Source organism: Arthrobacter silviterrae (genome assembly GCF_011045165.1).
Lineage (GTDB): Bacteria > Actinomycetota > Actinomycetes > Actinomycetales > Micrococcaceae > Specibacter > Specibacter silviterrae.
Genome location: NZ_JAAKZI010000002.1, coordinates 16,250 through 42,621, shown reverse-complemented (window position 1 = coordinate 42,621; position 26,372 = coordinate 16,250). Strand labels below are relative to the sequence as shown.

At 65.8% G+C, this 26,372-nt stretch carries 23 protein-coding genes; 10 read left to right on the top strand and 13 right to left on the bottom strand.

The features are described 5' to 3' along the window. Nucleotides 1-47 precede the first annotated feature (47 nt). The 5 genes from G6N77_RS01605 to G6N77_RS01585 all read right to left on the bottom strand — a co-directional run bounded on the left by G6N77_RS01605 (nt 48) and on the right by G6N77_RS01585 (nt 7,099). Nucleotides 48-1,337, bottom strand: coding sequence for a HipA domain-containing protein (locus G6N77_RS01605; RefSeq protein WP_165180264.1), 1,290 nt, complete (start codon nt 1,335-1,337; stop codon nt 48-50). Further along, nucleotides 1,330-1,629 carry a helix-turn-helix domain-containing protein gene (locus G6N77_RS01600; RefSeq protein ID WP_240901613.1) on the bottom strand — a complete coding sequence of 100 codons (300 nt, stop codon included), beginning with the start codon at nt 1,627-1,629 and terminating at the stop codon, nt 1,330-1,332. The genes G6N77_RS01605 and G6N77_RS01600 overlap by 8 nt, the downstream gene beginning before the upstream one ends. Before the next feature lie 512 nt (nt 1,630-2,141). Then, a complete protein-coding gene (locus G6N77_RS01595; RefSeq protein ID WP_165180262.1) occupies nt 2,142-3,155 on the bottom strand; it encodes a restriction endonuclease subunit S in 1,014 nt (337 codons plus the stop codon). A gap of 176 nt (nt 3,156-3,331) precedes the next feature. Then, complete coding sequence (locus G6N77_RS01590) at nt 3,332-5,041, bottom strand: class I SAM-dependent DNA methyltransferase (RefSeq protein WP_165180261.1); 1,710 nt, start codon at nt 5,039-5,041, stop codon at nt 3,332-3,334. Between the two features lie 3 nt (nt 5,042-5,044). Further along, entirely contained in the window at nt 5,045-7,099 is a 2,055-nt protein-coding gene (locus G6N77_RS01585) for a hypothetical protein (protein WP_306987245.1), read from the bottom strand. Nucleotides 7,100-7,271: 172 nt separating this feature from the next. Between G6N77_RS01585 and G6N77_RS01580 the strand changes: the two genes are divergently transcribed. The 3 genes from G6N77_RS01580 to G6N77_RS19720 all read left to right on the top strand — a co-directional run bounded on the left by G6N77_RS01580 (nt 7,272) and on the right by G6N77_RS19720 (nt 9,127). After that, the gene (locus G6N77_RS01580) at nt 7,272-7,490 is read left to right on the top strand and encodes a hypothetical protein (protein WP_165180260.1); all 219 of its coding nucleotides are present in this window, start codon (nt 7,272-7,274) and stop codon (nt 7,488-7,490) included. Between the two features lie 94 nt (nt 7,491-7,584). Then, a complete protein-coding gene (locus G6N77_RS01575; protein WP_165180259.1) occupies nt 7,585-8,241 on the top strand; it encodes a coiled-coil domain-containing protein in 657 nt (218 codons plus the stop codon). Nucleotides 8,242-8,326: 85 nt separating this feature from the next. Then, nucleotides 8,327-9,127 (top strand): TM2 domain-containing protein, encoded by an 801-nt coding sequence (locus tag G6N77_RS19720; protein WP_240901594.1) that lies wholly within the window; start codon nt 8,327-8,329, stop codon nt 9,125-9,127. Nucleotides 9,128-9,212: 85 nt separating this feature from the next. Here the strand turns inward: G6N77_RS19720 and G6N77_RS01565 are convergent, their stop codons facing one another. The 5 genes from G6N77_RS01565 to G6N77_RS01545 form a co-directional block, all read right to left on the bottom strand. Next, complete coding sequence (locus G6N77_RS01565; RefSeq protein WP_205677898.1) at nt 9,213-9,596, bottom strand: RNA-binding S4 domain-containing protein; 384 nt, start codon at nt 9,594-9,596, stop codon at nt 9,213-9,215. Nucleotides 9,597-9,751: 155 nt separating this feature from the next. Further along, complete coding sequence (locus G6N77_RS01560) at nt 9,752-10,753, bottom strand: sugar phosphate isomerase/epimerase family protein (protein WP_165180258.1); 1,002 nt, start codon at nt 10,751-10,753, stop codon at nt 9,752-9,754. 2 nt (nt 10,754-10,755) lie between these two features. Then, nucleotides 10,756-12,081, bottom strand: coding sequence for a Gfo/Idh/MocA family protein (locus G6N77_RS01555; protein WP_165180257.1), 1,326 nt, complete (start codon nt 12,079-12,081; stop codon nt 10,756-10,758). Nucleotides 12,082-12,093: 12 nt separating this feature from the next. After that, complete coding sequence (locus tag G6N77_RS01550; RefSeq protein WP_306987249.1) at nt 12,094-13,200, bottom strand: Gfo/Idh/MocA family protein; 1,107 nt, start codon at nt 13,198-13,200, stop codon at nt 12,094-12,096. A gap of 5 nt (nt 13,201-13,205) precedes the next feature. Continuing rightward, a complete protein-coding gene (locus G6N77_RS01545) occupies nt 13,206-13,940 on the bottom strand; it encodes a sugar phosphate isomerase/epimerase family protein (protein ID WP_165180256.1) in 735 nt (244 codons plus the stop codon). Nucleotides 13,941-14,078: 138 nt separating this feature from the next. Here G6N77_RS01545 and G6N77_RS01540 point away from each other — a divergent pair, with 138 nt between their 5' ends. The 7 genes from G6N77_RS01540 (at nt 14,079) to G6N77_RS01510 (ending at nt 22,395) form a co-directional block, all read left to right on the top strand. Beyond that, nucleotides 14,079-15,332, top strand: coding sequence for an ROK family transcriptional regulator (locus G6N77_RS01540; RefSeq protein ID WP_165180255.1), 1,254 nt, complete (start codon nt 14,079-14,081; stop codon nt 15,330-15,332). Beyond that, a complete protein-coding gene (locus tag G6N77_RS01535; RefSeq protein ID WP_165180254.1) occupies nt 15,329-16,453 on the top strand; it encodes a LacI family DNA-binding transcriptional regulator in 1,125 nt (374 codons plus the stop codon). The genes G6N77_RS01540 and G6N77_RS01535 overlap by 4 nt, the downstream gene beginning before the upstream one ends. 337 nt (nt 16,454-16,790) lie before the next feature. Next, entirely contained in the window at nt 16,791-18,098 is a 1,308-nt protein-coding gene (locus tag G6N77_RS01530; protein ID WP_165180253.1) for an ABC transporter substrate-binding protein, read from the top strand. A gap of 103 nt (nt 18,099-18,201) precedes the next feature. Further along, on the top strand, nt 18,202-19,176 hold the full coding sequence (locus G6N77_RS20260; RefSeq protein WP_306987252.1) for a carbohydrate ABC transporter permease: 975 nt from the start codon (nt 18,202-18,204) through the stop codon (nt 19,174-19,176). Continuing rightward, a complete protein-coding gene (locus G6N77_RS01520) occupies nt 19,169-20,008 on the top strand; it encodes a carbohydrate ABC transporter permease (protein WP_165180251.1) in 840 nt (279 codons plus the stop codon). Before G6N77_RS20260 ends, G6N77_RS01520 begins: the two co-directional genes overlap by 8 nt. A 339-nt stretch (nt 20,009-20,347) precedes the next feature. Further along, entirely contained in the window at nt 20,348-21,370 is a 1,023-nt protein-coding gene (locus tag G6N77_RS01515) for a Gfo/Idh/MocA family protein (protein WP_165180250.1), read from the top strand. After that, nucleotides 21,367-22,395 (top strand): Gfo/Idh/MocA family protein, encoded by a 1,029-nt coding sequence (locus G6N77_RS01510; protein ID WP_165180249.1) that lies wholly within the window; start codon nt 21,367-21,369, stop codon nt 22,393-22,395. The genes G6N77_RS01515 and G6N77_RS01510 overlap by 4 nt, the downstream gene beginning before the upstream one ends. 66 nt (nt 22,396-22,461) lie before the next feature. Here the strand turns inward: G6N77_RS01510 and G6N77_RS01505 are convergent, their stop codons facing one another. From G6N77_RS01505 to aceA, 3 genes are all read right to left on the bottom strand, one after another. Next, on the bottom strand, nt 22,462-23,166 hold the full coding sequence (locus G6N77_RS01505; RefSeq protein ID WP_165180248.1) for a DsbA family oxidoreductase: 705 nt from the start codon (nt 23,164-23,166) through the stop codon (nt 22,462-22,464). Between the two features lie 181 nt (nt 23,167-23,347). Then, a complete protein-coding gene (gene aceB / locus G6N77_RS01500) occupies nt 23,348-25,012 on the bottom strand; it encodes a malate synthase A (protein ID WP_165180247.1) in 1,665 nt (554 codons plus the stop codon). Between the two features lie 33 nt (nt 25,013-25,045). Further along, on the bottom strand, nt 25,046-26,368 hold the full coding sequence (aceA, locus tag G6N77_RS01495; protein ID WP_165180246.1) for an isocitrate lyase: 1,323 nt from the start codon (nt 26,366-26,368) through the stop codon (nt 25,046-25,048). Nucleotides 26,369-26,372 lie beyond the last annotated feature (4 nt).

Below are 26,372 nucleotides of genomic sequence, written 5' to 3'. Positions count from 1 at the left end.
ACGGCCGCCTTGGCTGCCGGTGCATCCGGTGCCGGGGCGGTGTACGACTATTGGAAGCGCAAGAGCTCGACGCGCGCAAGTGCATCGCTTGTGGCGACATCCAGCATGGGGTGATCCCACCCTTCTTCAACAGCAACCTGCCGGACGCCGGGCAGTTCCTGGGTGAGAATGTCGAGTGTGCGCTTGATAGTCCTTTTGGCAACAGGCCGCCGCATGCCCCATGAAACCGCCTCCCGTTCAAGGTGAACGCCCCGAAGGTCGTCGAGAAATGCCTCGTCACCAATGCGCAGTGCCAATTCCCGGTCGTGGTCGGACCAAACGGCTGTTGGGACCACGTCATAGGCAGGTGTCAGCCCGATCTTCCCATCACGATGTAAGAGCGCCAGGTTCCTTGCATGCATGTCGCAATTGCCGATCGCGGCGTTGATGGTCACCAGTTCCAATAGCTCAATGAGGGACTGGGCTGGTGTCGTTGCATGGCTGGCGAGCAACGCTGCCGTGTCGATAAGCCGAGGCGGGGTGCTGTCGTCCCGCTGGTATTTTTCCTTGATTCCGAGGGCTTGGGCGAAATCCTCTTGGTGAATGCGTTGGACGTCCCCGGCGGCGTTGATTTCACGATCAAATCGCTTGACCAGAATTGCAGGCCGGCCAGAAATGTTGATCACGCGCGCACCGGCTGCATTGGCGGATACCCCTGCAGCGTGGGCCGCTCTAATGAGCCGCAGTCCCCAGGTCTCCAACTGGGCTATGCCTGGCCAGCGTTCCTGTCCTTTTTCGGTTAGCCGTGCCGGTTTGAGGATGTGTGTTGATGGTTGCCCATTGAGGGGTAAGCCAATACGGCCGCCGTCGACGACGACAACGAGCTTGCCTTGCAGGCCGCCCAAACTTGAACGCACTCCCGGGGTAACTGAGACTCCCAGCGGCGCCGAGGGGAGGTCGGCGACGGCGTCTGCAAGCTCAGTCTCGTTCAACCATCGGATGGTGCCGTTGCGGGCGGCTGCCTCCGACTCGGCGTCAAGCACTTGTATGGCCCCGGCGCAGTCCATGCCGTATGCGCGCAGCAGGCCATAGGAGTCGTCCGTGGCGACTCGGGCCTTATCTGCCAGCAGGGCCCTGATGTGGTCTTCTGGGAGCAAGCCGTCAATGAAGGCGCGGGTCATCGTTGCGGGGTACCTGTCGCCTGAGACCGGCAGCCGGACGGAGAGGAGAGGAAATCCCAACCCCCACCTCTCGATGGCCTCAGGCGTGTACGTGAGCGATGCGCCCCCACCGGGGCCGTCGGACGTTAGCGCAGCAACATGGACGCCGTTCAGCCAGACATTCAGAAAGTCATCCACGGCTGGTCCTCTTGACCCTGGTGCCCCTGGTTGTGCCTTGTTGGGATTCCTGGTTGTGGCGAATTTCGCGGGCCACTTTCTCTTCCCGGGCGAGCAGGAAGATGTCGAGCCCCAAGGCTTCCGACACTTCGAAAAGGAGCCTGGCGTTGCCGAATACTCCATTCTCCATGGCGCTGATCCTCGCCCTGGAAATGCCGAGCTGGTCGGAGAGGCCCGACTGTGACAATCCAAGGCTGATCCGCCGCGCGCGTAGTGAGGCGCCCACTCTTGTGGTTGTCGGCGTGCTCGTCATTGCAACCCTTTCGACGCCGTGGTTATGTACCTGATATTGGTACATAACCACCGTATCCAGATAATGTACTTGAAAACAGGTTCATTAGATGTAGAATTGATTAATGTAACAGAATCAAGTGCATTAGTCCTTTTTAGTGCTGGAAGTTATGGACAATGTGGCTGCCTGCCCACCGTCCAAGAAGTGACGATGCGTCCAGATGGCTTGCTCCCGGGATGCTTCGACCGTAGCCCAGTTGTAGGGTGCGGACCAGAATGTCCACACGGGGTGGCGCGTAAAAACTGCGTATGAGACAGCCGGCCTGACCCAACGCGAGCCTTCTGCCCTGACGGATATTTCGCAACGACCCCATTCCTGGATCGTGTCCGGCGACAGTGTGGCAAAGACCCGTGAATTGGTGGCTATTGCCCGTGCCACTAGTATTTCTGTTTCTGAGCTGACCGGATCCGGCGCAGCTGATCGGGTGCCTAATTACGGAGGTTGGCGATGTCGAAACACCGCCAACCTCGGGCTTAGATTGCCGCGGAGACGATCGACTCCAAGTCCTTGACGCGCAGCTTGCCTGACATCAGCTGGGGGAGCAAGGCGTCACGGGTTGCGGCGAGCTTGGTATTTTCCAAGAGGGCCATGCGAGCGGAATCATGCAAGGGTCTCGCCTGTTCAGTGAAGCCGGTTATGACGGAGTCGGCGGCAAGTCTAACTTTGAACTTCTTGAAGTTTCCTCGGCTGAGCTCCAGGAATGTGGCTCCATTCGCCAGCGAAATGAACTCGTCAACACGGCTCCGCATTTCATGGAAAATCCAATAGTCCAATGCTGGGTCGTTGGGCTGCACGACAATAAATCCCTGGTTGACCGCGGTAGGCAATTGCGCAATGGCAAACGCTCCGATAGTAGCCCGCGACGTCATGAGAATCGAGCCTTTCGGGTACAAAGGCGACGCGCATGCGGATAGGCCGTCGGCTGAAATAGTTCGCGACGTCGCCTCCAAATATGGGCCTTGAAGAGCGGTCAGATCGGTCGGGGTAGCCCACGGAATATCGCCATCCCAGTATTCCGGCGTCTTTGTGCTTGGTGTCCCGCCACCTGAGACTTGTGCCAAATCGGCGAAGGTCAGGTTGGACCATTCAGCCTCTTTGAGCGCTCTTTGGTAGAGTGACGCCGCCAACAGTTCAGCTGTCGCAGCGATTCTGGTGTTGGCGGCGATCTTGTCGTCGAGGGCGCCCAGGACTTCTGCGATGGCTTGCTGTTCGGCGTAGCATGGTGCCGGAATCTGAACTTTCTTCAAGGAAGGCTGTCTGATACCCAGTACGGTGGTACCCGTTGCGCGGCCTTGCAAATCAGCTTTGACGGCGGCGGTTTGGAACGCGTAATACAAGAATCTGCTATCCAAAATGCCGGGTTTTCCGCGGAGACCGAACACGCGTTGGGCTAGTACCAAAGGATCATCGGTGGGGACCAATGCGGCACGCCCCAACGGTGCTTCACTAGTCAGGACGACATCATTCCGCTTGGTGGGTTCAGGCATCCACTGCTGCCACGTCTCATGCGATACCCTTCTGGCGGAAGCGAGGTCAAGGACGCCAGGGCTAACTGTCATTCCGGAAACTGTTGGGACCCCGTCAGTCTCGTAGGGTGGGTTCTTCCCCCTATTGTCGATCAGAGCTTCAAGCGAAGCCCCAAGTTCTAAAGCTGTCCAGTCGCTCATGAAACCCTCCCCAGCTGCTCACGGACGACTGCGGCCAGACGGTCGGACTCGTCGAATTGGGCGAAGAGTTCGGCGGACAAGCGGGCGATCTTTTCTTCGATCGGCTCGCCGTCGTCCTCTACTTCTGCGGCGCCGACGTAACGGCCGGGGGTCAGGGCGTAGTCGGCGGCCTTGATCTCGGCGAGAGTGGCTGAGTAGCAGAAGCCCTGGATGTCGGCGTACGGGGTTTCGGGGAGGTCTGGGTCTCGACGCGCTCGCAGAGCTCGCTGCTCGACCACCGGGGTTTCGGCGGGCTCGACCACCGGGGTTTCGACAGGCTCAACCACCGGTGTCCCTCGCCAGGCGTGGAAAGTGTCCGCGATCAGTGCGATGTCCTCATCACTCAGAGCACGCTCGGCCCTGTCCACCATGTGGCCCAGGTTCCTGGCGTCGATGAACAGCACCTGTCCGGTCCTGTCCACGGAACCGTGCGCACCCACGGTCTTGTCCTTCGCGAAGAACCAGGTGCACACGGGGATGCCCGTGGAGCGGAACAGCTGCGTGGGGAGCGCGATCATGCAGGACACCAGATCAGCCTCAACGAGCTGCGCCCGGATTTCGCCCTCTCCGCCGGAATTCGAAGACATGGACCCGTTCGCCATGACCACGCCCGCCGAACCGCCCGGAGCCAACTTGGAAATGATGTGCTGGATCCACGCGTAGTTCGCGTTCCCGGACGGCGGAACGCCATACTTCCAGCGGGGATCGGACTCAGACCGGGCCCAGTCCTTGATGTTGAATGGCGGGTTCGCCATAATGAAGTCCGCCTGCATGTCCGGGTGCTGGTCCCGGGCAAAGGTGTCTCCCCAGCGCGAGGCCAGGTTGCCGTTGAGCCCGTGGATGGCCAGGTTCATCTTGGCCATCCGCCAGGTGCGCTCATTCAGCTCCTGCCCATAGACGGAGATTTCGGAGCCCTCCCGGTGGTGGGCCTCCAGGAACTTCTCGGCCTGGACAAACATGCCGCCGGAACCGCAGCAGGGGTCGTACACACGGCCGTGGTCCGGGCGGAGCACCTGCACCAGCACCCGCACCACGCCGGCCGGGGTGTAGAACTCGCCGCCCCTCTTGCCTTCGGCACGGGCAAACTTCTCCAGGAAGTATTCATACACCTCGCCCAGCAGGTCGCGGGCCTTCGTGGCGCCGTTGCCCGTGAACTTGGCGGAGTTGAACAGGTCCAGCAGCTCGCCCAGGCGGCGTTGGTCCACATTGTCCCTATTGAAGATCATGGGCAGGGTGGCGGCCAGCGTGGGGTTGGCACCCATGATGTACGCCATGGCGTCGTCGATCAGCTCGCCAATGCCCTTGGCGTGCTCGTCCAGGGTGGCCTGCGTTCCCTTGGCGTTCTGCGCCAGGTACGGCCAGCGGGCACGCGGCGGGACCCAAAACACGCCCCGTCCCGTGTATTCGTCGGCGTCGTCGATCAGCTGGCCCACCTGCTCCTCGTTCAGGCCGTCCGCCGCCAGCTCCGCGCGGATCTGCTCGCGCCGCTCGTCAAAGGCATCCGAGACATACTTGAGGAACACCAGGCCCAGAATGACGTCCTTGTATTGGGACGCGTCCATGGAGCCACGCAGCTTGTCTGCGGCCTTCCACAGGGTGTCCTTGAGTTCCTTCATGGTGGACGGGGCGGCATCCACTTTTTTCGCGGTGCTTTTCTTCGGTGCCATTGCTCAGCTTCCTTTGTGGGTCGTTTCGATCGTAGCGTCCACGGCCAGCCCGCCGGCGCTGACGCCGTCGCGCAGGAGCGTGGTGAGTTCTGTGAGGCGTTCCAGCCGGAGCCGGGCCGCGGTGCGTTCCTGCTCCAGCAGGGCCAGCACGGGCCGCAGTTCCTGCGCCGTGGCGTGCGGCACCAGCCGGAGCAGCCAGTGCCGCCAGTCCCTGGACCGGGCCGCATTGATGTCCGCTGCGAGCAGTTCCGGCATGAGCCCGCCCGGATCCGCCGCGCTGATGCGCAGCACCCGCGCCGGATATTCGACGACGGCCCCGCCGTCAGCGTCAACCATCGCCGACGGTGCCGGCGCCGTAACAAAGACGACGTCGCCGGGCTCGGTCAGCCGCGCATTGGGGTGGGAGGCTGCCAGGACCAGGCGGTCAATCCGCCGTGTCGGCGCACCACCGCGTCCCTTCCCCTCGCCGTGCCCAAGGTCCGTTGGGCCGAGAACCCGGGCGCCGCCGTCGTCCGCCAGGGGCAGGCCGGCGGCCAGGCGCACGCCCTTGACATAGCGCAGGTGGCCCTGGGCCAGCAGTTCCTCGACGGAGGCGGCGCCCGGCGTGCCGTGGCCCAGCGACACCCGGACGGCCAGGGGCGACGGGGCGGCGGCTGGATCGTTGAGCTGCGCGACAAGGCTGTCCACCCTGACTGCCTGCTCGGCCGCGGTGGGGTCGCTGCGGGGGCCGGCGCCGTTCCGCACCAGGGCGCCGCGGCGGGCCAGCAGGCGAGAGGTGGGCACAACGCGGGCAAAGCGCATGGAATGGGCGCGGATCAGGCCCGCCGTCCCGAGGGACACGGCGAGGTCGCCCACCAGGTCCTGGACCACGGCGGCCGTCAGTGGGGTGTCGGTGAGGTCGGCGACCATGGTCCAGCGCTCGGCGATCGGCACCGACGCGTGGGCGGGCCCCAGCACCCACAGGGCCAGGGCCTGGCGCGTCTTGGCGGGGACCAGGCCGGCGGGCAGGCGGACCACGGCGCGCACCCGGCCCGAGCGCAGCAGGTCCGAGCGCACTTCGGCTGCCCTGGGGTTGTCCAGGGCGTCCGTGAGCACTGAGGCGGGGGCCATGACCACACCGCGCTGCGAGTCATCCATCTGCAGCACGGTGTTCTCGATGTCAGCCAGGATGTCCTGGGGCGCGAGTCCGGGGGCGCCGGGCGGCGGATAGGCGGCCACGTGGACGGCGGGCTCCCCGACGGTGAACTGGCCGCTTTTCGGCACGACCAGCGGCCTGCGGCGCGCTCCGTGGACCAGCAGCCGGCGGAGGGCAGTGCGGGATGCCGGGTCGCGGCCGTCGCGGGTCAGGACCACCGGGTCCGCGTCCTCGGGCAGCAGGTCCAGCACCGCCACGAGCACGTCGCTGCCGCCGGCTGTGGCGTCGACGAAGACGGGCCGCCCGCCTGCGCTGTCCCGAGCCAGTTCCGCGGCGGTCCGTGCTGCCAGCGCGACGGCGGCGTCCGCGAGGGCCGTTTCCGCCTGGCCGCGCAGGCCCGCCCGGAAACGGTCACCCAGGAGCTGCTCCAGCGCGGCGGCAGGGGAGTAGGCGGCGTCGACCAGCTGGTCGGCCTGGGCGGCAGCAGCCGCGGCGCTCTGGCCCAGGCCCTCGATTTCCGAGTAGAGAAACTCGTCATCCGGGTCTACTTCGTCGGCGGCGTCCAGCAAGTCCGCGGTGCCGAGCCCTTGCAGGGGGCCGCCCGTCAGCCGGCGCAGCGTGATGAGGGCGGACTGGGCGGCAAAGGCCGCCTCCGGATCCGTCCGGGCGGAGTCCGCCCGGGCAAACGCGGCCATGTCCGCCGCCGCCTGCGGGTTGTTGCCGTGCTGGGTTGCGTCCAGCCAGGTGCCGACTTCCAGGGCATCGAAAAGCTGCTGGCCGCGCAGAACGCGGACCGGGTCCGGGAACGGTGCGGGCGTGTTCGCGCTGCGGGTGCGCCACATGGACACCACGGGGCGCTTTACCCGGGCCAGGGCCGCAATTTCCGCCAAGGAGATGCGCAACGCCGTTCCTTGATTGTCCACGCGCCCTCCCTTCGATCCGCACTATGGCCGCGTCTACAGCTTAGGCGGCAATTCACACCCTGTGAACAACTTGTTGATAAGTCCCCTTATCAGCAGCATTTGTGATTATGCCCTTGGAAAAGGATTGGCTGGTTCCTGTCAATGCAGGACAACGACTCAAGGGGGAACCATCGTGAAGCCCACCAGGCCAATCGAAGCACCGGGCGCCGACGGCGGCCGGCTGATCTTCAGCAGCTACGGGCACATGCTGGGCCTGGCCGACGGCGTCCTGTTTGGCGGGAGACGGCCACCGTGCAAGCGGGGACCGGCAGCAGCACAGGGGAAAGTGCCTGCCGCAGATTCGGGGCGCAGCCCCGTGCAGTGCCCGGACGGGCCTGTGCCTGGCCGCTGAACCGCATCCACGTGGGGTGGCCGTCCATTGGGGGAGCGGCCGCCCCACACCCTCATTCACCACTCATCATTCACAGCCTTGTAGGGGACCAACCATGAACCACACCACCAGCCTTCAACCGGGCGGCCCGGTGCCGCCCACCAAAGCCGGCCCGGCAGCGAAGGGCGCCACCCGGCGCCCATGGAAACTGAAGGTGCTCGCGGGCGGTGCGGCCGCCGTCGTGCTTCTCGGCGCGGGCACCTGGTTCGGCAGCACGCTGCCAGATCCCACAGCCAGTGACGCCTATGTCCAGCTTTCGCAGGCCAAAACTGGTGTGGACGAGGCCCTCGGCAACTCACGGGCTGCATTCCGCACGCTGGACGGCAAGTACGCCACCCTGCAAAGCCAAATCAAGGCTCGCGAGGACGCGGTATCTGAGCGGGAGGCTGCTTTTGGCGCCGCGGAAAAGAAGCTCGGCGAGGCCGAAGCGGCGGTAAAAAAGCGCGAGGCCGCCGTCAGCGGGGCAGAGGCAAAAAAGGCGCAGAACACTGTTGGCGACGGCACCTGGACCGTGGGCCGGAACATCGATCCGGGCACGTACGTGGCCACGGCCGACGTCGGCTCAACCTGCTACTGGGGCATCTACGCCAGCGGGAGCAACGGCGCCGACATCATCCAAAACGACCTACCCGGGGGCGGGCGCCCATCCGTGACGCTCAGCGCCGGGCAGGACTTCAAGAGCTCCCGCTGCGGGAGCTGGACCAAGCAGTAGGCCATGGCCACTGCACCGCCGCATCGCGGCAACCACAACACTCACGACGCGGCGGGACCCGCCGCGTCCCCGAAAGGAAATGACAATGACCCACACCATCAATCCGGGGACCCCGTCCCTGCAACCCATTCCGCTGCCCCTGCCCGGGGTCGGCAACAAGTCCTTCATGACCACCTGGGTCCTGGCCCTGCTGCTGGGCGGCCTCGGCATCGACAGGTTCTACCTGGGCAAGGTGGGCACCGGAATCCTCAAGCTCGTGACCCTGGGCGGCTTCGGCATCTGGGCGCTGGTGGACCTCATCATCACGCTCGCCGGAAAGCAGCGGGACAAGCAGGGGTTCCTGCTGGCCGGCTACGCGAAACACAAGGTGCTCGCCTGGATTGTCACCGCCGTGCTGATCGTGGTGGGCGCCGTGTCCGGAGGGGCCGCTGGTTCCGGGTCCGGAACGACTCTGCCTGAGGCGGCGCCGGCTGTCTCTCCGGCTGCTGCTCCTTCGGCAGCGGCACCAGCACCGGCGGCACCTGCACCGGCAGCGAAGCCCGCTGCGCCCGCGCCTGTCAAGGCTCCCGCGCCAGCCGCGAAGACGTGGACCACCGTGGCAACCCTGAGCGGAACCGCGGGGGCGTCCAGCCAGGTCTTCGAACTGACAGGCGCCGAGGCCCAGCTGAGCTACGACTTCAAGGGCGGGGCGGACTCGGTTATTGCCGCCGTGTACCTCGAACCCGAGGGGAAGGACATCACCAAAGATGGCGCATTCCCCCTGGTCATGCTCAGCAAGGCAGAGTCAAGTGTGACCGCCCTCCACAAGTCGGCGGGGAAGTACTACCTCGACGTCACTGCGGCAAACATTGACTCCTGGACCGTCACGGTCCAAGAGAAGCGGTAGCTGCCGCGGCACGCAAAAGTCCGGGAGCCGGCGTCGTACTTAATGCGCGACGCCGGCTCCCGGCCTGCCGTTGGACCGCCGGGCGTCAGTCCTGGCCGCGGAGCCTGTCCATGTCGCGGCGGTCCTTTTTGGTTGGGCGGCCGGTGCCGCGGTCCCGCTGGGGCAGGCCGAGGGCGGGCAGCACCGGGCGCGGGGGAGTGTGGTCGGTGAAGCAGTGCGACGCCGCCTCCGGCCCGACGCGCTTATTGATGAGCTGACGGACCTCCAGGATCCGCTCCCAACCGGACTCCCGGACGCGGATGGTGTCGCCCGGGACCACGGTGTGGGCCGCCTTGGCGTTGACGTCATTGAGTTTCACGTGCCCGGCGCGGCACGCCGCCGTCGCCACGGAGCGCGTCTTGTACACGCGGATGGACCACAGCCAGGCGTCAATGCGCACGGATGCCGGCGCGTTCTTCGGGATGCTCATGATGGATTCGAGTCTAGCGCCGTGCGTTGGTGGCGCCCGCCGCCTATTTGTTTCGCCGAGCGGACACTTAACGTGGATGTTCGCGCGGAACATCCACGTTAAATGCCCGTTCGGCGGTGAGTAGAGGGTGGGTGGGGTGGCGGGGGAGGGGCGGGTCAGTCCTGGTTGCTGAAGGCGGCGTCGAAGGAGAGTTCTGACGGGGCGAAGTTGTACTTCTTCAGCGCGGCCAGGGCTTCGGGGGCGCCCTGCAGGCGGTCCATGCCGGCGTCCTCCCACTCCACGGAGATTGGGCCGTCGTAGCCAATGGCCGTCAGCGCGCGGAATGCCGATTCCCAGGGCACGTCGCCGCGCCCGGCGGAGACAAAGTCCCAGCCGCGGCGGGGGTCGCCCCACGGCAGGTGCGATCCCATGACGGTGTTGCGCCCGGTCATGCGCAGCTTCGTGTCCTTGCAGTCCACATGGTAGATGCGGTCCTTGAAGTCCCAGATGAAGGAGACCGGGTCGATGCCCTGCCACATGAAGTGGCTCGGGTCCCAGTTCAGTCCGAACGCCGGGCGGTGGCCGATGGCTTCCAGGGTGCGCACGGTGGTCCAGTAGTCGTAGGCGATTTCGGAGGGGTGGACCTCGTGGGCGAAGCGCACCCCGCATTCGTCAAAAACGTCCAGAATGGGGTTCCAGCGGTCGGCGAAGTCCTGGTAGCCGGCGTCGATCACGGATTCCGGGACGGGCGGGAACATGGCAACGTACTGCCAGATCGAGGAGCCCGTGAACCCGACCACCGTCTTGACGCCCAGGGCCTGGGCGAGCTTTGCGGTGAGTTTCATTTCCTCCGCGGCACGCTGGCGCACGCCTTCCGGGTCGCCGTCGCCCCACACCTTGGAGCCCACGATGGCCTGGTGGCGGAAGTCGATGGGGTTGTCGCACACGGCCTGGCCCTTGAGATGGTTCGAGATGGCCCACACCTTGAGGCCGTACTTCTCCAGGGTGGCGAGCTTGCCGGCCACGTAGCCGGGCTCGTCCCAGCGCCACGGGTCCAGGTGGTCGCCGGAACAGGCGATCTCCAAGCCGTCATAGCCCCATCCGGAGGCCAGCCGGGCCACTTCCTCGAAGGGGAGGTCGGCCCACTGGCCGGTGAACAGGGTGTACGGGCGGGGCATGTTTAACTCCTTGTTGGCAGGGACGACGGGGTTTCGGCGGGTTCGGGTCTCGACGCGCTCGCAGGGCTCGCTGCTCGACCACCGGGCCCGGAGCTCGCTGCTCGACCACCGGGTTCGGGTCTCGACGCGCTCGCAGGGCTCGCTGCTCGACCACCGGCAGCCCGGCCACCGGGCCCAACCACGGGGAGGGTGGCGCCGCCGGCGGCGGAGGAGGCCTCGATGGCGGCCAAGACCTGCTGCACGCCGAGCCCTTCCTCGAACGACGGCGAGGGATCGGTTCCATTGCGGATGGCCAGCAGGAAGTCGCGGAGCTGGTGGGTGAAGCTGTGCTCCCAGCCAATCACGTGTCCCTGCGGCCACCAGCCCACCATGTAGGGGTGTTCCGGTTCGGTGACCAGGATGCGGCGGAAGCCCTGCACCTCGATGGGCTCGGTGCCGTCCAGGAAGAACAGTTCGTTGGGGTTTTCCAAATTGAACGTCAGGGACCCGCTGGTGCCATAAACCTCCACCCGCAGCGCATTCTTTTGCCCCAGTGCCACACGCGACACGTCAACGCTGGCCACGGCGCCGCCGGCCAGGGAAAGCGTGGCCCAGGCGGCGTCGTCGACGGTGACCGCTTCCGGGCCGTCCGGGCCCGGCCGCTCGGAGGTGAAGGTGTGCAGGCGCCCGCTCACCTCGGTGACGGTGTCGTCCAGCAGGAACTGGACCTGGTCGATGGCGTGGGAGGCGATGTCCCCCAGCGCTCCGGAGCCGGCCGTTTCCTTGCGCAGGCGCCAGGTCATGGGGGAGTCAGGGTCCGCCAGCCAGTCCTGCAGGTAGGAGGCGCGGACCTGGCGGATGGTGCCGAGCCTGCCCTCCGCGATGAGCTGGCGCGCCAGGGCCAGCGCGGGCACGCGGCGGTAGTTGAAGCCCACCATGGACCGCACCCCGGCGCTTCTGGCGGCCTGGGCGGCACGGACCATGGCCTCGGATTCCGCCAGCGAATTCGCCAGCGGCTTTTCCACCAGCACGTGCTTCCCTGCAGCCAGGGCCGCCGTCGCGATTTCCGCGTGCAGCCAGCCCGGGGCGCAAATGTCCACGATGTCGATGTCGTCCCGCTCCAGCACCGAGCGCCAGTCCGTGGCGGACTCGCTCCAGCCGTACTTCGCCGCAGCCGTGGCCACGGCCTCGGCGTGCCGGCCCACCAGGACCTTTTGTTCAAAGGCGGGCACGTCGAAGTGGTTGGCCACGGTGCGCCAGGCGTTGGAGTGCGCCTGGCCCATGAAGGCGTAGCCAATCACCGCGACGCCGAGGGGCCGGGCGCTGGCCAGGGTCTGGGGGGAGTTCATGTGTTCGGATTCCTAGAGGGTTGCTTCGGTGGGGTTCCAGTCCGCCGGCAGCGGTGCCGAGGCCGGGGCCGTGCTGTCGACGGCGACAAATTCGCCGCTTTCCACGGATTCGGCAATCGAGACCATGGCGTCCAGCACGTGGAAGGCGAGTTCGCCCGGGACCCGGTGCGGCACGCCGGCGCGGATGGAGCGGGCCAGGTCCAGCACGCCCATGCCGCGACCGTTGGCCGGGCCTGTGGCGGCAATGGTGGTCCAGCCGTCCTCGCCGCGCTTGCACAGCTGGATGTCGCCGTCGAAATTGTTGGGGTCCGGCAGCGAGATGGTCCCCTCGGTGCCGGTGATCTCGACAAATCCCATGCGGGTCTTGGGGGATTCAAAACTGAAGACGCTGTGTGATGACGCACCCGAGGTGAACTTGGCGATGGCGCTGACATGGGTGGGGACCTCGACGTCGAACACCTCGCCTTCCTTGGGCCCGGAACCAATGGTGCGGGTGGGGAAGGCGGTATTGCCGACGGCGGCCACGGCGGCGATGGGCCCGAAGGTCTGGACCAGCGCCGTGAGGTAGTACGGTGCCATGTCAAAGAGCGGGCCGGCACCCTTTTGGAAGAGGAACGCGGGGTTTGGATGCCAGGATTCCGGGCCGGGGGACTGGAACATGGTCAGGGCCGTCAGGGGGGTGCCGATTTCGCCGGCGTCGATCAGGCGGCGGGCGGTCTGCAGCCCCGCACCCAGGAAGGTGTCTGGCGCGCAGCCAAGGCGAACGCCGGCGGCCTGGGCTTCCTTGAGCAGCCCCAGCCCGCTTTCGCGGTCCAGCGAAAACGGCTTCTCGGTCCACACGTGCTTGCCCGCCTTGACGGCGGCCGTGGCCACTTCCACATGGGCGGCGGGGATGGTCAGGTTGACGATGATTTCCACGCCCGGGTGGTTCAGCGCCACGTTGACGCCGCCGGAGGCTTCGATGCCGTATTCGGCGGCGCGGGCCGCGGCGGCCTCCTCGAAGAGGTCGGCAATGACCAGCACCTTCACGTCCGGGAAGGTGGTGAGGTTGTCCAGGTACTGCTTGCTGATGTTTCCAGCGCCAATGACGGCGACGCCGACGGGTCCGGTTTTTGCCACGGGGATCAGGCCTTTCCGCGGTTCAGGAAGGCAAGGCTCTGGGCGATGCCATCAAAAATGTCCCCGGCGTAGTCGTCAAACTCCAGCACGCCGACTTCCAGTGACTTTGCGGCACCAATGACGTCCCAGACGGGCACCGCGCCCTGGCCGGCGGGCAGCTGGGCCTTGGTGTCCGTGGTCAGGGGGCCGTCCTTGATGTGGATGTACTTCACGCGCTCGCCCAGGCTGGTCAGGACGTCCACGGCATTGGCGCCGCCCACGGAGACCCAGTAAGTGTCCACCTCCAGCACCAGTTCCGGATCCAGTAGCGTTGCAAAGTATTCCAATGCAGTGGTGCCGTTGATCTTGGACTCCAGCTCCCAGGCATGGTTGTGGTAGCCCACGCGGATGCCGTATTGGGCGCCCTTCTTGGCGGCGGCGTTGAGCCCGGCCGCCGTCTTATGGATTTCCTCGGCGCTCTGCCACTGTTCGGCCGGGATGAACGGATCGATCACCGTGGTCATGCCCAGCTTCTTGGCGGCGGCGAAGATTTCATCCTGGTCGTCCTTCAACAGCGGGGCGTGGCCGGAAGGGGCCGTGATGCCGTTGACTGCGAAGGCTTCGGCGAGGGCGTCGGCGGTGGCCACAAAGTTGTACGGCTCCACCTTGGTAAAGCCAAGTTCAGCCACGCGGGCAATGGTGCCGGGCAAGTCTTCCTCAAGCGGTTTGCGCACGGTGTAAAGCTGCAGGGAATACGTCACTGGGGTCTCCTGAGAAGGCTGAAAGAGTGTTCCACTTCAACTTAGGGGAACTTTTGACGAGCGTCAAGCAAAAGTTGGGCACCAAATCACATTGACAAGAATTGTGACAGATAGAAGCCCGTGTGTTATTTATTGGGGATGGCGAAGTCACCCGCAATTCCCCGCACAGCACCCACCGCGCCGAACGGCGGCCCGAACAGTGCGGCCAATGCGGCCGGGGTGGGCTCCGCGCGGGCCGGCGAGGTGTTCCAGCTGTTGCGTGACGGCCACGCCAGGACACGGGCCGAATTGGCGGCCATCACCGGCCTGGCCCGTTCCACGGTGGCCGCGCGGATCGACGCCCTGGCCTCCTCCGGGCTGATCGGTCCGGCAGGTGAGGCCGTCTCCTCCGGTGGGCGGCCGCCGTCGCGCTTTGCCTTTCAGCCCACCGCCCGCGTGATCCTGGCCGTCGACGTAGGCGCCACGCACGTGCTCATTGGCCTGACGGACCTCAGCGGCAAGGTGCTCAGCGAGCTGCGCGAATCCATTGACATTTCCACGGGACCGGTGCCCGTTCTTGACGCCGTCCTGGACCACTGCGGGCAGCTGCTGGCGCAGGCGGGACGGCATGAACGCGAGCTGGTGGGCATTGGCATAGGCCTGCCCGGACCGGTGGAACATTCCACGGGCAAGCCGGCCAGCCCGCCCATCATGCCCGGCTGGGACGGTTTTGACGTTCCCGCATATGTCCAGCGCCGCTTCGACACCGACGTGCTGGTGGACAATGACGTGAACATCATGGCCCTGGGCGAGAGGGCGGTGTACTGGCCCGACGCCGAGAACCTCCTGTTCATCAAGGTCGCCACGGGCATCGGTGCTGGCATTGTCAGCGGCGGCCTGTTGCAGCGCGGCGCGGACGGCACGGCCGGAGACATTGGCCACGTGCGGGTGCCGCGCGGGGGCGAGGTGCTGTGCCGGTGCGGCAATTACGGCTGCCTGGAAGCCATGGCGTCCGGCCCCGCCGTGGCTGCAGCCCTCGCTGCCAGCGGCGTGCCGGCGGCCACCGGGGAGGACGTTTTGGAGCTGGCCCGCCGCGGAAACCTGGCCGCCATCCAGGCCATGCGCCAGGCCGGCCGCGATGTGGGGGACGTGCTGGCGGCCTGCGTCAACCTGCTCAACCCGTCCGTGATTGTCATTGGCGGCGGGCTGTCCTCCGCCGGCGAATACCTGATGGCAGGTGTCCGCGAAGTGGTGTACCAGCGCTCCCTGCCCCTGGCCACGGCGCGGCTGCGCATTGTCCAGTCCATGGCGGCCGACCACGCGGGCGTCCTGGGTGCCGGGCGCATGGTGATTGACCATGTGCTGGCACCGGACGGCGTGGAGCGCCTGGTGGCGGAGCACCAGCAGGCATGAGCGGGGCCGGGGGAGGCCGGGAAACGGGCACGGACGGCGCCGGCCGGGAAACCGGCGCCGGCGGAGGCGCCGGCAAGGTGACCATTGCCGGCCTGGCTGCCCGGCTGGGCCTGTCCAAGGCGTCGGTTTCCTACGCCCTCAACGGCCAGCCCGGCGTCAGCGGCCCCACCCGTGCCCGCGTGCTTGCCTTGGCGGCCGAGCTGGGCTGGTATCCCAGTTCCAGCGCCCGCGCCCTGTCCCAGTCCCGCAGCGATGCCGTGGGGATAGTGCTGGCCAGGTCCCCCGAAGAGGTGGGCTCGGAATCGTTTTACATGAACGTGCTGGCCGGCATTGAGGCTGTCCTGAGCGACCATGACCTGAACCTGGTGCTGCGCATGGTGACCCCGGAAGCCGACCCCGGAACCCGCCGGGACCTGGCCGTCTACCGGCGGTGGGCCGGGGAGGGCCGCGTGGGCGGCGTCATTGTCTTTGACCATGTGGCGGATGATCCCCGCCTGCAGCTGCTGGCCGCCCTGCGCCTGCCGCACGTGCTGGTGGGCGCCGCCGGGGATGCCGCCCGCACAGCCTATGGCGCCAACACCACGGTGGACCAGGGGCGGGATGCGGCCACCGTGGTTGACGCCCTGCACCGCCTGGGCCACCGCCATTTCGCCTATGTTTCCGGCCCCATGGCCCTCACCCACGAGACCGCCCGCTGGGCTGGGCTCCTGGCCGCGGCCGGCCGGCTGGGGATGACGGCCGTGACCAGTGCCTCCGACTACACCGCGGACGACGGCGGGAAGGCCACTACCGCTGTCATCGCCGGCTTGGCCGTGGGGTCCCCGGAGTTTCCGACGGCCGTGGTCTATGGCAATGACCTCATGGCAGTGGGCGGGCTCCAGGCGCTGAAGCGGCTCGGCGTGCCGGTCCCGGCCCACGTGTCCGCGCTGAGCTGGGACGATTCGCTCCTGTGCCAGCTCAGCTCGCCCGGCGTCGCGGCACTGGCACGCAACACCATGGAGCTGGGCCGCCGCTCCGCCGCCCTGCTTTTGGATGTCATGGATGGTCACAGGGCTGCCGATGTTGCCATGCCGGCAGGCGCGCTGATGGCCCGCGAAAGCCTCGGCCCGGCGCCCCAGTAGGCCTGCCGGCACCGCCTGCGGATCATAACAAAGCGGTAACGATGCCGCAGCGCTGAACCGGTTCAGTTAAGCTGGTCACACGGCAGGTGGCCCATTTTTCATCCCAAAAACCGCGTGATTGCAAGGTTTTTGGCCGAGCTGCTACCGAATTTTCGCGCCCCGGCAGCCGAGATTTGATGACTGCAATCCAATAGCCTTAAAAATGATTCATTACTTTTGATTGACGATCGACATAAGTTCATCTAGGTTTGGTCTCACGTAGGGGAACGGGTTCGCCCGGGACGCTCAGATCACGAAAAATCGGGAATCGCACGACAATGACAAGGAAGTCGCGACAGTGAAAATTCGTACTTTTGCCGCAGCAGCGGCAATCGCAGCCCTTGCAATAACCGCAACAGGCTGCAGCGGTGGCACCAGCAATTCCGGCGCCACGAATGGCGGGGGAAAGACCCTCACCTACTGGGCCAGCAACCAGGGCACCAGCCTTGACAACGACAAGCAGGTGCTCACGCCGGAGCTGCAGAAATTCCAGGACCAGACGGGCATCAAGGTCAACCTTGAAGTGATCGGCTGGAATGACCTGCAGACCCGCATCCAGACCGCCGTCACCTCCGGCCAGTCACCCGATGTGCTCAACATCGGCAACACCTGGGCGGCTTCCCTGCAGTCCACCGGCGCCTTCATGCCGTTCGACTCCGCAGCCTTTGACGCGATTGGCGGCAAGGCCAAGTTCGTCAAGACGGCCATGGACACCGGCGGCGTCCCCGGACAGGACCCCACCTCCGTCCCCCTGTACGGACTGGCCTACGGGCTGTACTACAACAAGGCCATGTTCAAGGATGCCGGCCTGACCCCTCCCACCACCTGGGAAGAGATGGTGGCCGACGCCAAGAAGCTGACCGCCGGCAGCGTCCACGGCATGACCCTGGCGGCAGGAAGCTACACGGAAAATTCCCACTTCGCGTTCATCAATGCAGCCCAGAACGGTGCTGAATTCTTTGGCCCCGACGGCAAGCCCACCTTCACCTCCGATGGAATCGTCAACGGCATTGCCCGCTACCTGGACCTGATGCAGGCGGACAAGGTGGTCAACCCCTCCAACGCCCAGTACGACAACGGCACCCAGGCCATCAACGACTTCGCCAACGGCAAGGCGGCCATGGTGCTGAGCCAGAACAACGCCAACAGCTCCATTGCCTCGCAGGGCATGAAGGATGACGCCTACGGCGTGGTCGCCTTCCCGGCGCCGGCCGGCGGGCAGCAGATTGCCACGATGGTGGCGGGGATCAACATGTCCATCTTCAAGAACACGAAGAACAAGGACGCCGCCCTCCAGTTCGTGAAGTTCATGACCAGCGAAGCCACGCAGGCCTCCCTGGACAAGTCCTTCGCCGCACTCCCCGTCCTCCAGGGAGTGACCCCGAGCTTCACCACCAATGCGGAGCAGGCCAAGACCTTTGAGGACATCTACTCCAACAAGTCCAAGCCCCTCCCGCTGGTGGCGGCCGAGGACCAGTTTGAGAGCACTGTCGGCAAGGCCATGAACCAGATGTTCGCCAAGGTTGCTTCCGGCGGCACCGTCAGCAAGGCAGACATCAAGGCGGCCCTGACCACCGCGCAGCAGGCAGTCGAGGCCGCCGGCTAACCGTCAGTTGTCCAGCCCAACCAGGCGGTGAAGGGGCGGGGCCCGCGCAGCCGGCCCCGCCCCTTCACCGACCAAGTCCTTCCCAGAAAGGTGAGTGTCCGCAGTGTCTGCAACCACCACCACCCGAAAGTCCGGGGCGTCAGCCAAGGCGCCTCGCGGCGAGAACCGCAAAGGCCGCCGCGCCGGCTGGTGGCTGCCTTATGCGCTGCTTGCCCCCGCCGTCATTTTTGAGCTGGTCATCCACGTCATTCCCATGGTGACCGGGATCTGGATGAGCTTCCTCAAGCTCACCAAGATGTTCATTTCCAACTGGGGCAACGCCCCGGTCACCGGCCTGAAGAACTACCAGATCGCACTCGACTTCAATTCCGCCGTCGGCTCCGGGCTCCTGAAGTCCTTCCTGATCACGGCCGCATTCACCATCCTGGTGGTCGGCATTTCGTGGGGGCTCGGCATGGCCGCCGCCGTCGCCCTGCAAAAATCCTTCTTCGGCCGCGGCTTCTTCCGCACCCTGTTCCTGATTCCCTACGCCCTTCCCATGTACGCCGGCGTCATTGCCTGGAAATTCATGCTGCAGAAGGACAACGGGGCCATCAACCACTTCTTCTTCGACAACCTGGGCCTGCCCGGCGACAGGCCATTCTGGCTGATCGGCAACAACGCGTTCTGGGCGGTGGTCATCGTGGCCATCTGGCGCATGTGGCCGTTTGCCTTCCTCATGCTAATGGCCGGGCTGCAGTCGATCCCCAACGACGTCTACGAGGCGTCCGCCGTGGACGGCGCCAAGCCGCTGCGCCAGTGGTCGGCGATCACGCTGCCCATGCTGCGCCCCGTCAACATGGTGCTGCTGCTGGTCATGTTCCTGTGGACCTTCAACGACTTCAACACCCCGTTTGTGCTGTTTGGCGGCTCCAACCCGCCGGCCGGGGACCTGATCTCCTTCCACATCTACAACGCGTCGTTCCTGACGTGGAACTTCGGTTCCGGTGCGGCCATGTCCGTGCTGCTCCTGCTGTTCCTGCTGGTCGTCAGCGGAATCTACCTTCTCATCATGAACCGGAGGAAAGACCGTGCATGAAACCACCAGCGCCAAGGCGTTCAGAATCACCACCATCACGCTGCTGAGCATCTTCACGATCGTCCCCATCTGGGTCATGGTCATCTCCGGCCTGAAACCGTTGAAGGATGTCCAGGGAGCGTTCTCCTGGTGGCCCAGCACGCTGACCATCCAGCCCTACATCGACATGTGGCAGACGGTGCCGCTGGCCAGCTACTTCCTCAACTCGGTCATCGTCTCCAGCGTGGCCACCGTGCTCTCGCTGATCATCGCCATCTTCGCCTCCTATGCGATCTCCCGCTACAACTTCCGCGGCCGCACCATCTTCTCCACCACTGTCCTGTCCACCCAGATGCTGCCCGGCGTGCTGTTCCTGCTGCCGCTGTTCCTGATCTTCGTCAACATCAACACCAACTTCGGCCTGCAGCTGGTGGGCACCCGGACCGGGCTGATCATCACGTACCTGACGTTCTCGCTGCCGTTCTCCATCTGGATGCTGGCCGGCTACTTTGACGGCATCCCGCGCGAGCTGGACGAGGCCGCAAAGGTGGATGGCTGCGGGCCGATGCGCGCACTCATCCGGGTCATCCTGCCCGCCGCCCGGCCCGGCCTGGTCGCCGTGGCCATCTACAGCTTCATGACCAGCTGGGGCGAGGTCCTCTTCGCCTCGGTCATGACCACCGACGCCAACCGGACCCTGGCCGTGGGCCTGCAGCTCTACTCGACGCAGACCAATGTGTACTGGAACCAGATCATGGCCGCCTCCGTGGTGGTCAGCATCCCGATCGTGATCGGCTTCCTGCTCCTGCAAAAGAACTTCGTGGCAGGTTTGACGGCGGGCGCCGTCAAGTAGCGGCCCCTTTCAAGACGGACGACGGCGGCACCCGGGCGAGTTGCAAAACCCGCCCTGGTGCCGCCGTCGTACTTAAACAACAGGACGGAACACCAGCATGAAGAGCAATTTTGCCGTGGTCGGCGCGGCCGAAGGCGCTCGGCACCCTGCGGGCAGTGCTGTGCACCTATCCGCTGAAGTACATGGCGTCCGTGCGGGGGCGGATCAATCCCAGGGACACCCACAAGCTCTATGCGGCTCTGGCTGACCAGCCAGCGCGCGGAGGCGGTGGAGGTGCTTGGGCGCAGCTGAGATTCGAGATAACCACGTCCCAGCCCTAGCCGCTGGTAGTCTCCAGCCATGAAACAGATTCGAGTAGGACTGGTCGGTTCCGGCGGGATCACCCATGTACATGTGCCTGCCTGGCTGGAACTCGGTGCAACAGTCACCGTTTTCTCCCTCGAGGGCGCGGAGGAGCTGGCGGCCCAGTACGGACTGTCCGTGGCGGCATCGCTGCAGGAACTGCTGGCCGGCGCCGACATTGTCGACATCTGCACCCCGACCACCAGCCACCGCAGCATCGCGGTGGCCGCGGCGGCAGCAGGCAAGGACATCGTGTGTGAAAAGCCCGTTGGCCGCACAGTGGTGGACGGGAAGGCCATTCTGGGCGCGGTCCGCGAGGCCGGTGTGCAGCTCTACCCCGGGCATGTGGTCCGGTACTTTCCGGCCTACGCCGCAGCTAAGGAAGCGGTCGACGGCGGCAGGGTGGGCACTCCCGCCGTGCTCAGGTTCAACCGTGGCGGCGCCGGCCCGGCCAGCCCCTGGTTTTACGATGTGGAACAGTCGGGGGGCATCATCATGGACCAGATGATCCACGACCTCGACCAGGCCCGCTGGCTGGCCGGCGACATCACCGCCGTCTATGCGGTGCAAAACACGGCAGGCGCCGACGGCGCTGGGGACGGGGAGCCGGCGCGCATTGTCAGCGCCCACGTGACCCTCACCCATGTAGCCGGTGCGATCTCCCACATCCAGGGCGTGTGGGGGCCTCCGGGGATGGATTTCCGCACATCCTTTGACATTGCCGGGGACTCCGGCGCCCTGCGTTTCGACTCTGCCGCAGACACCTCGGTGGTCAGGAACCTGCCGGCCGGGGTGGCGGATTCCTACCTGCCTCCCGCCGGGGTTGAGGAAAGCCCGTACCTGACCGAAATTCGCGAGTTCGCTGACGCCTTTGCCGGCGGCGCGGCCCCGCGGGTGTCGCTGGAGGACGGCATCATTGCCGTGGCAATCGCCGAAGCGGCGCTGGAATCCCTCCGCACCGGGCAATCCGTCCCCTTCTCAACCACCCACGTCCTCACCAGCGAAGAGGTGCCTTCATGACCGCCCCCATCCGCCCCGGCCGGCTGCGGGTGGCCGTGCTGTCCTTCGCCCACACGCACGCCGCCAGCTACATCCGGCACCTTGCCGGGCGCGCCGACGTCGAACTTTTGACAGCGGACCCTGACAGCGCCCAGTCTCCGGAGGGGGAGCTCAGGGGTGCCGCGTTTGCCGCAGCCCACGGCGCCGCCTATGCCGACAGCTACCAGGAGGTGCTGGACTGGCGGCCCGACGCTGTGGTCATCTGCAGCGAGAACTCCAAGCATGCCGGGCTGGTCCAGCAGTTTGCGGCTGCCGGGGCGCACGTTTTGTGCGAGAAGCCGCTGGCCACCAGCGTGGCGGATGCGGAGCTTGCCCTGGAGGCGGCCGCCGCGGCGGGGGTCAGGCTGATGACAGCCTTCCCCGTCCGGTTTTCACCGGCCTACCAGGAACTAAGGGGCATGGTCCGGGCCGGTGAGCTGGGCGACATTGTGTCCGTGGTGGGTACCAACAACGGCTGGATGCCCTCCGACAGGGCCTGGTTCACCGATCCCGAACTGGCGGGCGGCGGCGCCCTGGTGGACCATGTGGTCCACTGCGCGGACCTGCTCGATGACCTGCTGGGCGTCCCAGCCCAGCGCATCCACGCCGTGTCCAACCGCATCCTCCACGCCCAGCGCGGGGTCACCGTGGAGACCGGGGGGCTCGTCACCATCACGTATCAGGGCGGGGTCATAGCCACCATTGACTGTTCGTGGAGCCAGCCGGCCAGTGCGCCCACCTGGGGCGGGCTGACATTCACCGTGACGGGCACCAAGGGTTCGGTCAGGATCGACCCCTTCGCGTCCCACGTGGGCGGCTTTGACGCGCTGGGTGCGGCCTGGCTGCCCTACGGGGCCGATCTCGATTCGCTCATGATCGACGAGTTCATCTCCGCCATCCAGGCAGGGCGCCAGCCGCAGCCCGACGGCGGCAGCGGCCTGCGGACGCTGGAAATCGTCAAGGCCGCGCAGGCGTCCGTTGCAAGCGGGCAGCCCGTCCACTGCTGAGCGGGCCCGGCGGTGCGGGCCCGGCGATGCTAGCTGGTACAGCCGTGCTAGATGGGCCGCCGTCGGCTAGATGGCGCAGCCGTCGGGGCCGCACACCTCGCCGTTGGCATCCCCGGAGGAAACCATGGCCAGCGGGTGGGCTTCCTGCCAGGCCTCGTCGAGGGCCTGCGTGAACAGGGCTGATGGTTGGGCGCCGGAGATCCCGTACTTCCTGTCAATGACGAAGAACGGCACCCCGCTCACGCCCAGTGCGCGGGCCTCGGCGAAGTCGTGGCGGACGTCGTCGGCGTATTTGTCCGTGTCCAGGGCATCGTTGATGTCAGCCTCGGCCAGGCCGGCGGCGGAACCGGCACGCACCAGGAACTCGCGGCTGCCTATGTCTTCGCCGTGCTCAAAGTGGGCCGACAGCAGGGCTTCCTTGACGGCGTCGGCCTTGCCCTGGGTGGCTGCGAGGTGGATGAGCTGGTGGGCGTTGAAGCTGTTGGCGACCACCACGTCGTCGAACTTGTAGTCCAGGCCCTCACCCTTGGCCTGCTCGGTGACGTGGGCAAACATGCCCTTCACCTGCGCCGGGTCCATGCCCTTGCGCTCGGCCAGGTAGCTGATCTCGGTGCCGTCGTAGTGCTCGGGGAGGGTGGGGTCCAGCTGGTAGCTGCGCCACTGCACCTCCACGGAATCCTTGTGGGCAAAATCGTTCAGGGCAGTTTCAAAACGGCGTTTGCCGATGTAGCACCACGGGCACGCAACATCGGACCAGATCTCAATCTTCATACTCTCGGCAACGGGCAGCGGGTGCCGCTTTATTCCACGGCACAAGACGCGCCAACAGGCACTTAACGTGGATGTTCTTCAAAAACATCCACGTTAAGTGCCCGTTGGGGGGATTAAGGCTGTCCATCGGGGCCCGACCGTCGGGCCTGCAGTGGCGACGCGTCCGATGGAACAACCAAACTTATGCGGCGGCGAGCACCCGGGTCTCGGCGGGCTGCTGCTCCGGGGCTGCGTGCAGGTACTTCGCGTAGGCCGTGAGCGTCAGGAAGGTGGGGAATTCCTCGCCCAGGGCAACGGTCTCGAAGATCTCCAGGGCGTCGTCAAAGCGGTCCGCGTCAAAGCGCGGCATCTTGGCGAATTCCTCCTCCAGCATTTCCCTCACCCAGTCAAAGGTGATGAGCTCGCCCGTGTCCGTGATGGCCTGGCTGTGGATCCACTGCCAGATCTGCGAACGGGAAATTTCGGCGGTGGCGGCGTCTTCCATGAGGTTGTTCAGGGCGACGGCGCCGTGGCCGCGCAGCCACGACTCGATGTACTGGATGCCCACCCAGATGTTGTCGCGGATGCCCTGTTCGGTGATGGTGCCCTGGGTGCCGGCAACGTCCAGCAGCGCGTGGTCGTCCAGTTCCACGTCCTCGCGGAGCCGGGAGATCTGGTTCGGGTTCCAGCCCAGCATGTCGTCAAAGACCTCCATGGCCACGGGGACCAGGTCCGGGTGCGCCACCCAGGAACCGTCAAAGCCGTCATTGGCCTCACGGGTCTTGTCCGCCCGGGTTTTCCGCATGGCGTTGGCGTTGGCCTCGGGATCGCGGCGGTTCGGGACAAAGGCGGACATGCCGCCAATGGCCATGGCGCCGCGGCGGTGGCAGGCACGCACCAGCTGTTCGGTGTAGGCGCGCATGAATGGTGCCGTCATGGTGATCTGGTTGCGGTCCGGCAGCACGAAGCGGGGGCCGCGGGTGCGGAAGTTCTTGATCACCGAGAACAGGTAGTCCCAGCGGCCCGCGTTCAGGCCGGCGGCGTGGTCGCGCAGTTCGTAGAGGATTTCCTCCATCTCAAAGGCGGCCGTGATGGTCTCGATCAGGACGGTGGCGCGGATGGTGCCCTGCGGGATGCCGAGCAGGTCCTGGGCCTGGATGAAGATGTCATTCCAGAGCCGTGCCTCCAGGTGGTTTTCAATCTTCGGCAGGTAAAAGTACGGGCCCTTGCCCTGGGCGATCAGCCGGCGGGCGTTGTGGAAGAAGAACAGGCCGAAGTCGACGATTCCGCCAGCCAGGGGCCGGCCATTGATGAGCAGGTGCTTCTCCGGCAGGTGCCAGCCGCGGGGACGGACCACGATGGTGGGCAGTTCCTCGGCAGGTGCGAGCCGGTAGTCCTTGCCTTCGGCACTGGTGAAGTCAATGCGGCGCTCCAGGGCGTCGATCAGGTTCAGCTGGCCGCGGATCACGTTTCCCCACGTGGGCGTGGAGGCGTCCTCCATGTCCGCCAGCCAGACCTTCGCGCCGGAGTTCAGGGCGTTGATGGTCATCTTGCGGTCGACGGGGCCGGTGATCTCCACGCGGCGGTCCTCCAGGCCAGGGGCCGGAGGGGCCACGCGCCAGTTCGGGTCCTCGCGGATGCCGGACGTTTCACGCAGGTAGCGGGGGTCGGTGCCGCTGAGGATCTGGCGGCGTCGCACCTGGCGGGCTGCAAGCAGCTCGTGGCGGCGCGCTGTCGTGGTCCGGTTGAGCGCTGCGATGAAGTCCAGGGCCTCGGGGGTCAGGATTTCTTCCTGGCGGTGGATGGGGGGAGCGGTGAGGGTAATGCCGTTGAACGTGATTCCGTTCAGGCTGTTCGTCGAGTTCATGGGAGTCTCCTGGGCAAAAAGTGCGGGGAAGTGTTAGTGGAACTGCTGGGCTTCGGTGGAGCCGGCCAATGCGAGGGTGCCGCTGTTCGGGTTCAGGGCTGTCGCGACCAGGTCGAAGTAGCCTGTGCCCACTTCGCGCTGGTGCTTGGTTGCGGTGTAGCCGCGGTCTTCTGCGCCAAATTCGCGCTCCTGCAGTTCGACGTAGGAGCTCATGCCGTTGCGGGCGTAACCATGGGCAAGGTCAAACATCGAGTAGTTCAGGGAATGGAAACCAGCCAGGGTGATGAACTGGAATGTGTACCCCATGGCGCCGAGTTCGCGTTGGAACTTGGCAATGGTGCTGTCGTCGAGGTGCTTCTTCCAATTGAACGACGGCGAGCAGTTGTAGGCGAGCATCTGGTCGGGAAATTCGGACTTGACGCCTTCGGCAAACTTCTTAGCGTGCTCCAGGTCGGGGGTGCCGGTTTCCATCCAGATGAGGTCGGAGTACGGGGCGTAGGCGCGGGCCCTGGCAATGGAGGGCGCCAGGCCGTTCTGGACGTGGTAGAAACCTTCGGCCGTGCGTTCCCCGGTGAGGAACGGCTTGTCCCGGTCGTCGACGTCGGAGGTGATCAGGGTGGCTGCCTCGGCATCGGTGCGGGCAATGATGACGGACGGGACGCCGGCCACGTCGGCGGCCAGGCGGGCGGCGTTCAGGGTGCGGACGTGCTGGGCGGTGGGGATCAAGACCTTCCCGCCCAGGTGGCCGCACTTCTTCTCGCTGGCCAGCTGGTCTTCCCAGTGCACTCCCGAAGCGCCGGCGACGATCATGGACTTCATGAGCTCGTAGGCGTTCAGCGGCCCGCCAAAGCCGGCTTCGGCGTCGGCCACGATCGGCACCAGCCAGTCCTCAACGCTCTGGAGGCCTTCGGAAAACTCAATCTGGTCGGCGCGCAGGAGTGCGTTGTTGATGCGGCGGACCACCTTGGGCACCGAGTCCACGGGGTACAGGGACTGGTCGGGGTAGGTGTTGCCGTTGGAGTTGGCGTCGGCGGCGACCTGCCAGCCGGAGAGGTAAACAGCCTTCAGGCCGGCCTTCACCTGCTGGACCGCCTGGTTGCCGGTGAGGGCGCCAAGTGCGTTTGTGTAGGCGCCCGGCGTGGCGTTGCGCAGCTGGTCCCACAGCTTCTCAGAGCCGCGGCGGGCCAGCGTGTGGTCCTCCTGGACCCGGCCGCGCAGCTTGATGACTTCTTCCGCGGAGTAGGTGCGCTCCAGGCCGTCCCAGCGGGGGTTGGCGGACCACTCGAGTTCGAGGGCGGCGACGGCCTCGGCGTTGCTCTGCTCCGGCGTCTTTGCGGGTTCAAATGCTGCGGTCATGGGG